This is a genomic window from Streptomyces smyrnaeus, assembly GCF_017676345.1.
GTDB lineage: Bacteria > Actinomycetota > Actinomycetes > Streptomycetales > Streptomycetaceae > Streptomyces > Streptomyces smyrnaeus.
In genome coordinates this window covers 43,360-55,759 of record NZ_JAFFZM010000016.1, presented here as the reverse complement: position 1 = coordinate 55,759, position 12,400 = coordinate 43,360, and the positions used below count along the sequence as shown (strand labels likewise).

Annotated in this window: 23 protein-coding genes; all 23 read left to right on the top strand. The window is 66.9% G+C overall.

Translation table 11 applies throughout. The annotated features are described in order from the left end of the window. The first annotated feature begins 225 nt into the window (after positions 1–225). The 23 genes from rpsJ (at position 226) to JW613_RS24465 (ending at position 12,168) form a co-directional block, all read left to right on the top strand. Complete coding sequence (gene rpsJ / locus JW613_RS24575) at positions 226–534, top strand: 30S ribosomal protein S10 (protein WP_016473429.1); 309 nt, start codon at positions 226–228, stop codon at positions 532–534. A 14-nt stretch (positions 535–548) separates the two neighbouring features. Then, the gene (gene rplC / locus JW613_RS24570) at positions 549–1,193 is read left to right on the top strand and encodes a 50S ribosomal protein L3 (protein WP_099883470.1); all 645 of its coding nucleotides are present in this window, start codon (positions 549–551) and stop codon (positions 1,191–1,193) included. A gap of 7 nt (positions 1,194–1,200) precedes the next feature. After that, positions 1,201–1,848: a 50S ribosomal protein L4 gene (gene rplD, locus JW613_RS24565; RefSeq protein WP_099883471.1), complete on the top strand. Its 648-nt coding sequence runs from the start codon at positions 1,201–1,203 to the stop codon at positions 1,846–1,848. Next, entirely contained in the window at positions 1,848–2,270 is a 423-nt protein-coding gene (gene rplW / locus JW613_RS24560; protein ID WP_209213111.1) for a 50S ribosomal protein L23, read from the top strand. The genes rplD and rplW overlap by 1 nt, the downstream gene beginning before the upstream one ends. Before the next feature lie 47 nt (positions 2,271–2,317). Continuing rightward, on the top strand, positions 2,318–3,154 hold the full coding sequence (rplB, locus tag JW613_RS24555; protein WP_099883473.1) for a 50S ribosomal protein L2: 837 nt from the start codon (positions 2,318–2,320) through the stop codon (positions 3,152–3,154). Between the two features lie 13 nt (positions 3,155–3,167). Beyond that, positions 3,168–3,449 (top strand): 30S ribosomal protein S19, encoded by a 282-nt coding sequence (gene rpsS, locus JW613_RS24550; protein ID WP_099883474.1) that lies wholly within the window; start codon positions 3,168–3,170, stop codon positions 3,447–3,449. Positions 3,450–3,492: 43 nt separating this feature from the next. Further along, on the top strand, positions 3,493–3,840 hold the full coding sequence (rplV, locus tag JW613_RS24545) for a 50S ribosomal protein L22 (protein ID WP_099883475.1): 348 nt from the start codon (positions 3,493–3,495) through the stop codon (positions 3,838–3,840). After that, positions 3,840–4,673, top strand: coding sequence for a 30S ribosomal protein S3 (rpsC, locus tag JW613_RS24540; protein WP_099883476.1), 834 nt, complete (start codon positions 3,840–3,842; stop codon positions 4,671–4,673). Before rplV ends, rpsC begins: the two co-directional genes overlap by 1 nt. 3 nt (positions 4,674–4,676) lie before the next feature. Continuing rightward, positions 4,677–5,096 (top strand): 50S ribosomal protein L16, encoded by a 420-nt coding sequence (rplP, locus tag JW613_RS24535; RefSeq protein WP_099883477.1) that lies wholly within the window; start codon positions 4,677–4,679, stop codon positions 5,094–5,096. Beyond that, entirely contained in the window at positions 5,096–5,320 is a 225-nt protein-coding gene (gene rpmC, locus JW613_RS24530; protein WP_016473420.1) for a 50S ribosomal protein L29, read from the top strand. The genes rplP and rpmC overlap by 1 nt, the downstream gene beginning before the upstream one ends. Continuing rightward, positions 5,320–5,604, top strand: a complete 285-nt coding sequence (rpsQ, locus tag JW613_RS24525; protein ID WP_099883478.1) for a 30S ribosomal protein S17 — start codon at positions 5,320–5,322, stop codon at positions 5,602–5,604. Before rpmC ends, rpsQ begins: the two co-directional genes overlap by 1 nt. 99 nt (positions 5,605–5,703) lie before the next feature. Continuing rightward, on the top strand, positions 5,704–6,072 hold the full coding sequence (rplN, locus tag JW613_RS24520; RefSeq protein ID WP_019354942.1) for a 50S ribosomal protein L14: 369 nt from the start codon (positions 5,704–5,706) through the stop codon (positions 6,070–6,072). Positions 6,073–6,074: 2 nt separating this feature from the next. Next, on the top strand, positions 6,075–6,398 hold the full coding sequence (gene rplX, locus JW613_RS24515) for a 50S ribosomal protein L24 (RefSeq protein WP_099883479.1): 324 nt from the start codon (positions 6,075–6,077) through the stop codon (positions 6,396–6,398). Continuing rightward, positions 6,398–6,961: a 50S ribosomal protein L5 gene (rplE, locus tag JW613_RS24510; protein WP_099883480.1), complete on the top strand. Its 564-nt coding sequence runs from the start codon at positions 6,398–6,400 to the stop codon at positions 6,959–6,961. Before rplX ends, rplE begins: the two co-directional genes overlap by 1 nt. Before the next feature lie 2 nt (positions 6,962–6,963). Next, positions 6,964–7,149, top strand: a complete 186-nt coding sequence (locus JW613_RS24505) for a type Z 30S ribosomal protein S14 (RefSeq protein ID WP_027738922.1) — start codon at positions 6,964–6,966, stop codon at positions 7,147–7,149. 237 nt (positions 7,150–7,386) lie between these two features. Further along, positions 7,387–7,785 (top strand): 30S ribosomal protein S8, encoded by a 399-nt coding sequence (gene rpsH / locus JW613_RS24500; protein ID WP_099883481.1) that lies wholly within the window; start codon positions 7,387–7,389, stop codon positions 7,783–7,785. A 23-nt stretch (positions 7,786–7,808) separates the two neighbouring features. Further along, positions 7,809–8,348 carry a 50S ribosomal protein L6 gene (gene rplF / locus JW613_RS24495; RefSeq protein WP_099883482.1) on the top strand — a complete coding sequence of 180 codons (540 nt, stop codon included), beginning with the start codon at positions 7,809–7,811 and terminating at the stop codon, positions 8,346–8,348. Positions 8,349–8,351: 3 nt separating this feature from the next. After that, complete coding sequence (gene rplR / locus JW613_RS24490; protein WP_209213110.1) at positions 8,352–8,735, top strand: 50S ribosomal protein L18; 384 nt, start codon at positions 8,352–8,354, stop codon at positions 8,733–8,735. Positions 8,736–8,779: 44 nt separating this feature from the next. Beyond that, positions 8,780–9,382 carry a 30S ribosomal protein S5 gene (gene rpsE, locus JW613_RS24485; RefSeq protein WP_055485893.1) on the top strand — a complete coding sequence of 201 codons (603 nt, stop codon included), beginning with the start codon at positions 8,780–8,782 and terminating at the stop codon, positions 9,380–9,382. After that, positions 9,382–9,564, top strand: coding sequence for a 50S ribosomal protein L30 (gene rpmD / locus JW613_RS24480; RefSeq protein WP_099883484.1), 183 nt, complete (start codon positions 9,382–9,384; stop codon positions 9,562–9,564). Before rpsE ends, rpmD begins: the two co-directional genes overlap by 1 nt. Position 9,565: 1 nt before the next feature. Beyond that, complete coding sequence (gene rplO, locus JW613_RS24475; RefSeq protein ID WP_099883485.1) at positions 9,566–10,021, top strand: 50S ribosomal protein L15; 456 nt, start codon at positions 9,566–9,568, stop codon at positions 10,019–10,021. Between the two features lie 183 nt (positions 10,022–10,204). Continuing rightward, complete coding sequence (gene secY / locus JW613_RS24470; RefSeq protein ID WP_209213109.1) at positions 10,205–11,518, top strand: preprotein translocase subunit SecY; 1,314 nt, start codon at positions 10,205–10,207, stop codon at positions 11,516–11,518. Next, on the top strand, positions 11,518–12,168 hold the full coding sequence (locus JW613_RS24465; protein ID WP_209213108.1) for an adenylate kinase: 651 nt from the start codon (positions 11,518–11,520) through the stop codon (positions 12,166–12,168). Before secY ends, JW613_RS24465 begins: the two co-directional genes overlap by 1 nt. Positions 12,169–12,400 lie beyond the last annotated feature (232 nt).

Sequence of the window (12,400 nt, the reverse complement as noted above, 5' to 3'; positions counted from 1 at the left end):
GGCTTCCAACCAGGCACCCGGTGGGTTTCCTCCCCCGGCTTCTCCTCTCACGGAACCCCTGAGGTCCGCCACGGCCCTGAGGGGGCGCACTTTTGCGCGTACGCATCCGTATGAGAAGGAAGCCGACACGCCCGACCGCGTGGGTCGAGCGTCGAGTACAGGGTCGGGGGCTGTGAAGCCAACGGGGTTCCAGAGCGTTACGAGAGACAGGACTACGAAGTAGCCATGGCGGGACAGAAGATCCGCATCAGGCTCAAGGCCTACGACCACGAGGTCATCGACAACTCGGCGAAGAAGATCGTCGAGACGGTGACGCGTACTGGCGCGTCGGTCGCCGGCCCGGTGCCGCTGCCCACAGAGAAGAACGTGTACTGCGTCATCAAGTCGCCGCACAAGTACAAGGACTCGCGCGAGCACTTCGAGATGCGTACCCACAAGCGTCTGATCGACATCCTCGACCCGACCCCCAAGACCGTTGACTCGCTGATGCGCCTGGACCTTCCGGCCGGCGTCGACATCGAGATCAAGCTCTGAGGGGTGTCGTAGAGATGGCTAAGCAGATCAAGGGCGTCCTGGGCGAGAAGCTCGGCATGACCCAGGTCTGGGACGACAACAACCGCGTTGTCCCCGTGACCGTCGTCAAGGCCGGGCCGAACGTCGTGACCCAGGTCCGCACCGCAGACAGGGACGGCTACGAGGCCGTCCAGATCGCCTTCGGCGAGATCGACCCGCGCAAGGTGAACAAGCCCCTCAAGGGCCACTTCGCCAAGGCCGACGTCACCCCCCGCCGCCACCTGGTGGAACTGCGCACCTCCGACGCGTCCGAGTACACGCTCGGCCAGGAGCTGAACGCGGACACCTTCGAGGCCGGCGTCAAGGTGGATGTGACCGGCAAGTCGAAGGGCAAGGGCTTCGCCGGTGGCATGAAGCGCCACGGCTTCCACGGCGGCAAGGCCTCGCACGGTGCCCACCGTGTGCACCGCAAGCCGGGCGCCATCGGTGGCTGCGCCACCCCGGGCCGTGTCTTCAAGGGCACCCGGATGGCCGGCCGGATGGGCAACGAGCGGGTCACCACCCAGAACCTGACCGTCCACGCCGTTGACGCGGAGAAGGGCCTGCTGCTCATCAAGGGCGCAGTCCCCGGTCCGAACGGCGGCCTCGTCCTGGTCCGTACCGCGGCCAAGGGGGCTTGAGGAACCGATGAGCACCATTGACATCCTTTCGCCGGCCGGCGACAAGACCGGGACCGTCGAGCTCCCCGCGGAGATCTTCGACGCGCAGGTCAGCGTTCCGCTGATCCACCAGGTCGTCGTCGCCCAGCTGGCCGCGGCCCGCCAGGGCACGCACAAGACCAAGACCCGCGGCGAGGTCCGCGGCGGCGGCAAGAAGCCGTACCGCCAGAAGGGCACCGGGCGCGCCCGTCAGGGCTCGACCCGTGCGCCGCAGTTCGCCGGCGGTGGCGTCGTGCACGGCCCAGTGCCGCGCGACTACTCGCAGCGGACCCCGAAGAAGATGAAGGCCGCCGCGCTGCGCGGTGCCCTCTCCGACCGGGCCCGCCACGGCCGCGTCCACGTCGTCTCCGGCGTGGTCGAGGGCGAGATCTCGACCAAGGCCGCGAAGGGCCTGTTCGGCAAGATCAGCGAGCGGAAGAACCTGCTGCTGGTCGCCGAGCGCACCGACGAGGCCGCCTGGCTGTCCGCCCGCAACCTGCCCCAGGTGCACATCCTGGAGCCGGGCCAGCTCAACACCTACGACGTGCTCGTCTCGGACGACGTGGTCTTCACCCGGGCCGCGCTCGAGTCCTTCGTTGCTGGCCCGCAGGCCCACACCGAAGGGAGCGACGCCTGATGGCTACGCGACACCCGAGCATTGCCTCCAAGGCAGCGAAGGCCGCGAAGGCCGCCCGCGTCGCCAAGGCCGCCCGCCGTGCGGCCGACGGTCCGGGCCCGATTGCGCCGGCCGACCCGAGCAAGACCTTCTCCGACCCGCGCGACCTGCTGCTGCGGCCGGTCGTCTCGGAGAAGAGCTACGCGCTGCTGGACGAGAACAAGTACACGTTCATCGTCGACCCGCGTGCGAACAAGACCCAGATCAAGCAGGCCGTCGAAGAGGTCTTCTCGGTCAAGGTCGCCGGGGTCAACACGATCAACCGCCAGGGCAAGCGCAAGCGCACCCGCACCGGTTACGGCAAGCGCGCAGACACCAAGCGCGCCATCGTGACCCTTGTCGAGGGCGACCGTATCGACATCTTCGGCGGCCCGGCCTCCTGACGGGGGCCAGGTCGTTCAGAAGTCCTGAATCTTCCGAGGACTGAGAAATGGGTATCCGCAAGTACAAGCCGACGACTCCGGGCCGTCGCGGCTCATCCGTCGCCGACTTCGTCGAGATCACGCGGGACACGCCGGAGAAGTCGCTGGTCCGCCCGCTGCACAGCAAGGGCGGCCGTAACAACGCCGGTCGTGTGACTGCACGCCACCAGGGTGGTGGCCACAAGCGCGCCTACCGCGTGATCGACTTCCGTCGGCACGACAAGGACGGCGTGCCGGCGAAGGTCGCGCACATCGAGTACGACCCGAACCGCACCGCGCGTATCGCGCTGCTGCACTACGTGGACGGCGAGAAGCGCTACATCCTCGCCCCGCGCGGCATTCAGCAGGGCGACCGCGTCGAGAACGGCCAGGGCGCCGACATCAAGCCGGGCAACAACCTGCCGCTGCGCTACATCCCGGTCGGTACGACGATCCACGCGATCGAGCTGAAGCCGGGCGGCGGCGCCAAGTTCGCCCGCTCCGCCGGTGCCTCGGTGCAGCTGCTGGCCAAGGAGGGCCGGATGGCCCACCTGCGTATGCCGTCCGGTGAGATCCGGCTGGTCGACGTCCGCTGCCGCGCCACTGTCGGCGAGGTCGGCAACGCCGAGCAGTCGAACATCAACTGGGGCAAGGCCGGCCGCATGCGCTGGAAGGGCGTTCGCCCGACCGTCCGCGGTGTGGTCATGAACCCGATCGACCACCCGCACGGTGGTGGTGAGGGTCGTACCTCCGGTGGCCGCCACCCGGTTTCGCCGTGGGGTCAGAAGGAGGGGCGTACGCGCTCGCCGAAGAAGGCCAGCAACAAGTACATCGTCCGCCGCCGCAAGACGAACAAGAAGCGCTAGGAGGCGGGTTTAGATGCCGCGCAGTCTCAAGAAGGGGCCCTTCGTCGACGACCACCTCGCAAAGAAGGTGGACGCCCAGAACGACGCGGGCACCAAGAACGTCATCAAGACCTGGTCTCGCCGCTCGATGATCGTCCCGGCCATGCTGGGCCACACGATCGCGGTGCACGACGGCCGCAAGCACGTCCCGGTGTTCGTCACCGAGTCGATGGTCGGCCACAAGCTCGGCGAGTTCGCGCCGACCCGCACCTTCCGCGGCCACGTCAAGGACGACCGCAAGTCGCGTCGTCGCTGACGGGCGGGGTGTGTAGATCATGACTGACACCGAAGGGACAACCATGGAAGCCAGGGCCTCAGCGCGCTATGTGCGCGTCACGCCCATGAAGGCCCGCCGGGTGGTGGACCTTGTTCGTGGCATGAACGCCACGGAGGCTCAGGCGGTCCTGCGTTTCGCCCCGCAGGCCGCGAGCGTGCCGGTGGGCAAGGTGCTGGACAGCGCCATCGCCAACGCCGCGCACAACTACGACCACACGGACGTCGACAGCCTCTACATCTCCGAGGCCTACGTCGACGAGGGTCCGACCCTGAAGCGGTTCCGGCCGCGTGCCCAGGGCCGTGCCTACCGGATCCGTAAGCGGACGAGCCACATCACCGTGGTCGTGAGCAGCAAGGAAGGAACCCGGTAATGGGCCAGAAGGTAAACCCGCACGGGTTCCGGCTCGGCGTCACCACCGACTTCAAGTCGCGGTGGTATGCCGACAAGCTCTACAAGGACTACGTCAAGGAAGACGTCTCGATCCGCCGCATGCTCACTCAGGGCATGGAGCGGGCGGGCATCTCCAAGGTGGAGATCGAGCGCACGCGTGACCGCGTCCGTGTCGACGTCCACACCGCCCGTCCGGGCATCGTCATCGGCCGCCGCGGCGCCGAGGCGGACCGGCTGCGCGGCAACCTGGAGAAGCTCACCGGCAAGCAGATCCAGTTCAACATCCTCGAGGTGAAGAACCCCGAGACGGACGCGCAGCTCGTGGCCCAGGCGGTCGCCGAGCAGCTGTCCTCCCGGGTCTCCTTCCGCCGCGCCATGCGCAAGAGCATGCAGACGGCGATGAAGGCCGGTGCCAAGGGCATCAAGATCCAGTGCGGCGGCCGTCTCGGCGGTGCCGAGATGTCGCGCTCGGAGTTCTACCGCGAGGGCCGGGTCCCGCTGCACACGCTGCGCGCCAACGTCGACTACGGCTTCTTCGAGGCCCGTACGACCTTCGGCCGCATCGGTGTGAAGGTGTGGATCTACAAGGGCGACGTCAAGAACATCGCCGAGGTGCGCGCCGAGAACGCCGCGGCCCGTGCGGGCAACCGCCCGTCGCGCGGTGGCGGCAACGACCGTCCCCGCGGTCGGGGCGGCGAGCGCCGCGGCCGTAAGCCGCAGGGGCAGGGCCAGGGTGCCGAGACTCCCAAGCCGGAGTCCGTGACGCCCGCCGCCGCCGCGGCCGAGCCGAGCGCTTCAGGAAAGGAGAGCTGACCCATGCTGATCCCGCGCAGGGTCAAGCACCGCAAGCAGCACCACCCGAAGCGCACGGGTATGGCCAAGGGCGGTACCGAGGTCGCGTTCGGTGAGTACGGCATCCAGGCTGTGACCGGTGCCTACGTGACGAACCGGCAGATCGAGGCCGCTCGTATCTCCATGACCCGTCACATCAAGCGTGGCGGCAAGGTGTGGATCAACATCTACCCGGACCGTCCGCTGACCAAGAAGCCCGCCGAGACCCGCATGGGTTCCGGTAAGGGTTCGCCGGAGTGGTGGGTCGCGAACGTCAAGCCGGGGCGCGTGATGTTCGAGCTGTCCTACCCGAACGAGAAGATTGCTCGTGAGGCGCTCACCCGCGCTGCTCACAAGCTTCCGATGAAGTGCCGCATCGTGCGGCGCGAGGCAGGTGACGCGTGATGGCGGCCGGAACCAAGGCGTCCGAGCTGCGCGAGCTGGGCGACGAGGAGCTTGTCTCCAAGCTCCGCGAAGCCAAGGAAGAGCTGTTCAACCTCCGCTTCCAGGCGGCGACCGGGCAGCTCGAGAACCACGGCCGGCTCAAGGCCGTCCGCAAGGACATCGCCCGGATCTACACCCTGATGCGTGAGCGCGAGCTGGGCATCGAGACGGTGGAGAGCGCCTGATGAGCGAGACGAATGTGACCCAGAAGAACACTGAGCGCGGCTTCCGCAAGACCCGGCAGGGCCTTGTCGTCAGCGACAAGATGGACAAGACCGTTGTCGTCGCCGTCGAGGACCGCGTCACGCACGCGCTGTACGGCAAGGTCATCCGCCGTACCAACAAGCTCAAGGCGCACGACGAGCAGAACGCTGCCGGTGTCGGCGACCGCGTCCTCCTGATGGAGACCCGGCCGCTGTCCGCCACCAAGCGCTGGCGCATCGTCGAGATCCTCGAGAAGGCCAAGTAACTCCTTCGAGCCCGTCCCGGGCTCAAAGGTTCGTTCCGCCAGGCTCGGCAGGGATCGTCAGATCCCTGCCGGGAACCGGCAGACATACAGGAGATAGACGTGATCCAGCAGGAGTCCCGGCTTCGCGTCGCCGACAACACGGGTGCGAAGGAGATTCTCACCATCCGTGTGCTCGGCGGTTCGGGCCGGCGCTACGCGGGCATCGGTGACGTCGTCGTCGCTACCGTCAAGGACGCGATCCCCGGCGGGAACGTGAAGAAGGGCGACATCGTCAAGGCCGTCATCGTGCGCACCGTCAAGGAGCGCCGCCGCCCGGACGGCTCGTACATCCGGTTCGACGAAAACGCCGCCGTCATTCTCAAGAACGACGGCGACCCTCGCGGCACCCGCATCTTCGGCCCGGTGGGCCGCGAGCTGCGCGAGAAGAAGTTCATGAAGATCATCTCGCTCGCGCCGGAGGTGCTGTGACCATGAAGATCAAGAAGGGCGACCTGGTTCAGGTCATCACCGGTAAGGACAAGGGCAAGCAGGGCAAGGTCATCGTGGCCTACCCCCGCGAGGACCGGGTCCTGGTCGAGGGTGTCAACCGGGTCAAGAAGCACACGAAGGCCGGTCAGACGGCCCGCGGTTCGAAGACCGGCGGCATCGTGACGACCGAGGCCCCGATCCACGTCAGCAACGTTCAGCTGGTCGTGGAGAAGGACGGCAAGAAGGTCGTGACCCGCGTCGGGTACCGCTTCGACGATGACGGCAACAAGATCCGCGTTGCCAAGCGGACCGGTGAGGACATCTGATGACTGCCACCACCACCGAGGCCCCCCGCCTCAAGCAGCGCTACCGCGCCGAGATCCAGGGCAAGCTGCAGGACGAGTTCTCCTACGACAACGTCATGCGGATCCCCGGTCTGACCAAGATCGTGGTCAACATGGGTGTGGGCGACGCCGCCCGCGACTCCAAGCTGATCGAGGGTGCCATCAAGGACCTCGCCACGATCACCGGTCAGAAGCCCGCTGTGACCAAGGCCCGCAAGTCCATCGCGCAGTTCAAGCTGCGTGAGGGTCAGCCGATCGGCGCCCACGTGACGCTGCGCGGCGACCGGATGTGGGAGTTCCTGGACCGCCTGCTGTCCCTCGCACTGCCGCGTATCCGCGACTTCCGCGGTCTGTCGCCCAAGCAGTTCGACGGTCGGGGCAACTACACCTTCGGTCTCACGGAGCAGGTCATGTTCCACGAGATCGACCAGGACAAGATCGACCGGGTCCGGGGCATGGACATCACCGTGGTCACCACGGCGACCAACGACGACGAGGGCCGGGCCCTGCTTCGTCACCTCGGCTTCCCGTTCAAGGAGAACTGATCATGGCGAAGAAGGCTCTGATCTCGAAGGCCAGCCGGAAGCCGAAGTTCTCGGTGCGTGCTTACACACGCTGCCAGCGCTGCGGCCGTCCGCACTCCGTCTACCGCAAGTTCGGCCTGTGCCGCGTGTGCCTTCGCCAGATGGCGCACCGTGGCGAGCTGCCGGGCGTGACCAAGAGCTCCTGGTAATCCCACCCTCCCGGCGACCGCCGGGAGGTGCCCCCATCCGACCGACGCTCCGCAGGGGCATACGTCGGACGGCGGGAATTTGGGACCAACCAGGACTCTCGGTAAGCTGAAAAGTCGCTTACTACGCCGTAGGTCCCCCGCGACGCACCCGTCCTGTCGTCGGCCGCAAGGCCGGCGGACGGGGAGAGGGACGACGCATACAGGGAAACCCCGGCGAGAGAGGCCGAAGGCCATCACATGACCATGACCGATCCCATCGCAGACATGCTGACGCGTCTGCGTAACGCGAACTCGGCGTACCACGACACCGTGGAGATGCCGCACAGCAAGATCAAGTCGCACATCGCGGAGATCCTCCAGCAGGAGGGCTACATCACCGGCTGGAAGACCGAGGACGCCAAGGTCGGCAAGAACCTCGTTCTCGAGCTGAAGTTCGGCCCGAACCGCGAGCGCTCGATCGCCGGCATCAAGCGGATCTCGAAGCCGGGTCTGCGGGTCTACGCAAAGTCCACCAATCTGCCGAAGGTGCTCGGCGGCCTGGGCGTGGCGATCATCTCCACGTCGCACGGTCTCCTCACCGACAAGCAGGCCAGCAAGAAGGGTGTGGGCGGGGAAGTCCTCGCCTACGTCTGGTAACGGAAGGGAACGGAGGTAAAGCAATGTCGCGTATCGGCAAGCTCCCCATCCAGGTTCCCGCCGGTGTGGACGTCACCATCGATGGCCAGACGGTCGCGGTGAAGGGCCCCAAGGGCTCGCTCTCGCACACCGTTGCCGCGCCCATCGAGATCGCCAAGGGCGAGGACGGCGCGCTCGTCGTCACCCGTCCGAACGACGAGAGCCGGAACAGGGCCCTGCACGGTCTGTCCCGCACGCTGGTGGCGAACATGATCACTGGCGTGACCACCGGGTTCAGCAAGAACCTTGAGATCAGCGGTGTCGGCTACCGGGTCCAGGCCAAGGGCTCCGACCTGGAGTTCTCGCTGGGCTACAGCCACCCGATCCTGGTGGAGGCCCCCGAGGGGATCTCCTTCAAGGTCGACTCCCCGACCAAGTTCACGGTCGAGGGCATCGACAAGCAGCGGGTCGGCGAGGTCGCCGCGAAGATCCGCAAGCTGCGCAAGCCCGACCCCTACAAGGCCAAGGGCGTGAAGTACGCGGGCGAGGTCATCCGCCGCAAGGTCGGAAAGGCTGGTAAGTAAGCCATGGCATACGGCGTGAAGATCGCCAAGGGCGACGCCTACAAGCGTGCCGCCGCCAAGCGCCGTCACATCCGGATCCGCAAGAAGGTCTCGGGCACCCCCGAGCGCCCCCGTCTTGTGGTGACGCGCACCAACCGCGGGATCACCGCACAGGTGATCGACGACATCGCGGGCCACACGCTGGCCTCGGCGTCGCACCTGGACGGTTCGGTCCGCGGCGGTGAGGGTGACAAGAGCACCCAGGCCAAGCAGGTCGGCGCACTGGTCGCCGAGCGCGCCAAGGCCGCGGGTGTCGAGGCCGTCGTGTTCGACCGCGGTGGCAACAAGTACGCAGGGCGGATTGCCGCTCTGGCTGACGCCGCCCGCGAGGCCGGGCTCAAGTTCTGAGCCCCGGTTCCGTGAGCTAGCGGACAAAGAGAGAGGTAATTCCAATGGCTGGACCCCAGCGCCGCGGTGGCGGCGCCGGTGGCGGCGAGCGGCGGGACCGTAAGGGCCGGGACGGCGGCGCTGCCGCCGAGAAGACCGCGTATGTCGAGCGTGTTGTCGCCATCAACCGCGTCGCCAAGGTTGTGAAGGGTGGTCGTCGCTTCAGCTTCACCGCGCTGGTCGTGGTGGGCGACGGTGACGGCACCGTGGGTGTCGGATACGGCAAGGCCAAGGAGGTGCCGGCCGCCATCGCCAAGGGTGTTGAGGAGGCCAAGAAGCACTTCTTCAAGGTCCCGCGTATCCAGGGCACCATTCCGCACCCGATCCAGGGTGAGGAGGCAGCGGGTGTCGTGCTGCTCAAGCCGGCTTCGCCCGGTACCGGTGTGATCGCCGGTGGCCCGGTGCGTGCCGTGCTGGAGTGCGCGGGCATCCACGACGTGCTCAGCAAGTCGCTCGGCTCGTCGAACCCGATCAACATCGTGCACGCCACGCGTGCGGCTCTGCAGGGGCTTCAGCGTCCCGAGGAGATCGCCGCCCGCCGTGGTCTGCCGCTCGAGGACGTGGCCCCCGCCGCTCTGCTGCGGGCGCGTGCAGGGGTGAGCGCGTAATGGCTCGCCTGAAGATCACGCAGACCCGTTCCGTTATCGGGACCAAGCAGAACCACCGTGACACGCTGCGGACCCTCGGTCTCAAGCGCGTCAACGATGTGGCCGTCCGCGAGGCCAGCGACGTCGTTCGCGGTCAGGTGCACGCCGTGCGCCACCTCGTGACGGTCGAGGAGGTCGACTGAGATGGCGGACGACAACCCGCTGAAGGTCCACAACCTCCGTCCTGCCCCGGGCGCCAAGACCGCCAAGACCCGCGTGGGTCGTGGTGAGGCGTCCAAGGGCAAGACCGCGGGTCGTGGCACCAAGGGCACCAAGGCCCGGTACCAGGTTCCGGAGCGCTTCGAGGGTGGGCAGATGCCGCTGCACATGCGGCTGCCCAAGCTCAAGGGCTTCAACAACCCCGCCCACAAGCAGTTCCAGGTGGTCAACCTGGAGAAGCTGGCCGCGCTCTACCCGCAGGGTGGCGAGGTCACGGTGGCCGATCTGGTCGCCAAGGGCGCTGTGCGCAAGAACGAGCTGGTCAAGGTGCTCGGTGACGGCGACATCTCGGTGGCGCTGACGGTGACCGTCGACAAGGTCTCCGGCTCCGCCAAGGAGAAGATCACCGCTGCCGGCGGCACCGTCACCGAACTTCTCTGAGTTCGTTGATCAGGTGAACGACAGGCCGGGGATGTCCCAACGGGACATCCCCGGTTGGTCGTTTGCACAGCTGGTCGTTTCTCGGTGGTGCGGTCGCCGGTAAGGTGGCCACCACTTGATAACTGTCGATCCTCAAGACCGTCACCTCTCGCGCAGTAGATCGCGGGGGGCGCAGGAGGCACCGTGCTCACCGCGTTCGCCCGGGCGTTCCAGACGCCCGACCTGCGCAAGAAGCTGCTCTTCACGCTCGGCATCATGGTGCTCTTCCGTATCGGAGCGCACGTTCCCGTGCCGGGCGTCAGCTACGAGAACGTCCAAGCCTGTATGGACGAGGCCAAGGGCGCGCAGGGCCTGTTCGGCCTGGTCAACATGTTCAGCGGCGGGGCGCTGCTGCAGATCACCATCTTCGCGCTCGGGATCATGCCGTACATCACGGCGAGCATCATCCTGCAGCTGCTGGTCGTGGTCATTCCGCGCCTCGAAGCCCTGAAGAAGGAGGGGCAGGCAGGACAGGCGAAGATCACGCAGTACACGCGCTATCTGACCATCGCCCTCGCCATCCTCCAGGCGACCGGCCTGGTGGCCACCGCGCGCAGCGGCAGCCTTTTCCAGAACTGCAGCGTCGCCAGCCAGATCATCCCGGACCAGTCGATCTTCGCCACCATCGTGATGGTCATCACCATGACGGCGGGCACCGGTCTGATCATGTGGCTGGGTGAGCTGATCACCGACCGCGGTATCGGCAACGGCATGTCGATCCTGATGTTCGTCTCCATCGCGGCCGGCTTCCCCGGCGCGCTGTGGGCGATCAAGAAGCAGGGCAAGCTGGCGGACGGCTGGATCGAGTTCGGCGCCGTCATCCTCTGCGGACTGGCGATGGTCGCCCTCGTGGTCTTCGTCGAGCAGGCGCAGCGCCGTATTCCGGTGCAGTACGCGAAGCGGATGATCGGCCGACGGAGTTACGGCGGAACCTCGACCTACATTCCGCTCAAGGTCAATCAGGCGGGTGTGATTCCCGTCATCTTCGCCTCGTCGCTGCTCTACATTCCCGCCCTGATCGTCCAGTTCAGTGGCTCCCAAGCAGGCTGGGCGCAGTGGATTCAGGCGCACTTCGTGAAGGGTGATCACCCTCTCTACATTGCGACCTATTTCCTGCTGATCGTCTTCTTCGCGTTCTTCTACGTCGCCATCTCCTTCAACCCCGAAGAAGTTGCTGACAACATGAAGAAGTATGGTGGCTTCATCCCGGGCATCCGGGCTGGTCGTCCCACCGCGGAGTACCTGAGCTACGTGCTGAACCGCATCACGTGGCCCGGCTCTCTGTACCTGGGTCTGATCGCACTGGTGCCGACCGTCGCGCTGATCATGTTCAACGCCAACCAGAACTTCCCGTTCGGCGGAACGAGCATCCTGATCATCGTGGGCGTCGGTCTCGAAACCGTGAAGCAGATCGAGAGCCAGCTTCAGCAGCGCCATTACGAAGGGTTCCTCCGCTGATGCGTATCGTCCTCGTCGGGCCCCCTGGTGCGGGCAAGGGAACACAGGCGGCGTTCCTCGCCAAGAACCTCGCGATCCCCCATGTAGCCACCGGCGACCTGTTCCGCGCCAACATCAGCCAGGGCACCCCGCTCGGGCAGAAGGCGCAGGAGTACATGCGGGCCGGCCAGCTGGTACCCGACGAGGTCACCATCGGGATGGCCAAGAGCCGGCTGGAGGAGCCGGACGCCGCGGCAGGCTTCCTGCTCGACGGCTTCCCGCGGAACATCGCCCAGGCCCAGGCGCTGGACGGCTATCTGGACGAGACCGGCCAGAAGCTGGACGCGGTGCTCGACCTGGAGGTCCCCGAGGACGAGGTCGTCAAGCGGATCGCCGGACGGCGCATCTGCCGCAACGACAGCAGCCACGTCTTCCACGTCGAGTACAGCCCCGCCAAGACCGAGGGCGTCTGCGACGTGTGCGGCGGCGAGCTCTACCAGCGCGAGGACGACCGCGAGGAGACCGTGCGCAAGCGGCTGGAGGTCTACCACAGCGAGACCGAGCCGATCATCGACCACTACAAGGCGCAGGGGCTCGTGACCACCATCTCCGCGCTGGGTGCGGTCAGCGAGGTCACCGAGCGAGCGATGCGCGCCCTGGAGCGCGACTGACCGAACGCGGTGATGCGGCCCTCGTTGATGCGGCCGGACCCTGTGGCCCGGTGGCTGAGCGCCGTCGCGGCCGTACAAGGTTCCAGGAGGGGCCGGGCTGAAGCCCGGCCCCTCCTCGCATCGTCAGGGGCCCAGTCATCAGCGGGCGCCCCGAGGGGGCCGGGCCTCAGCGGCAGGGTGCCCGCAGGGGCGCGGGGAACTGCGCGACCAGCCGACAACCGGCCCGCAGCCT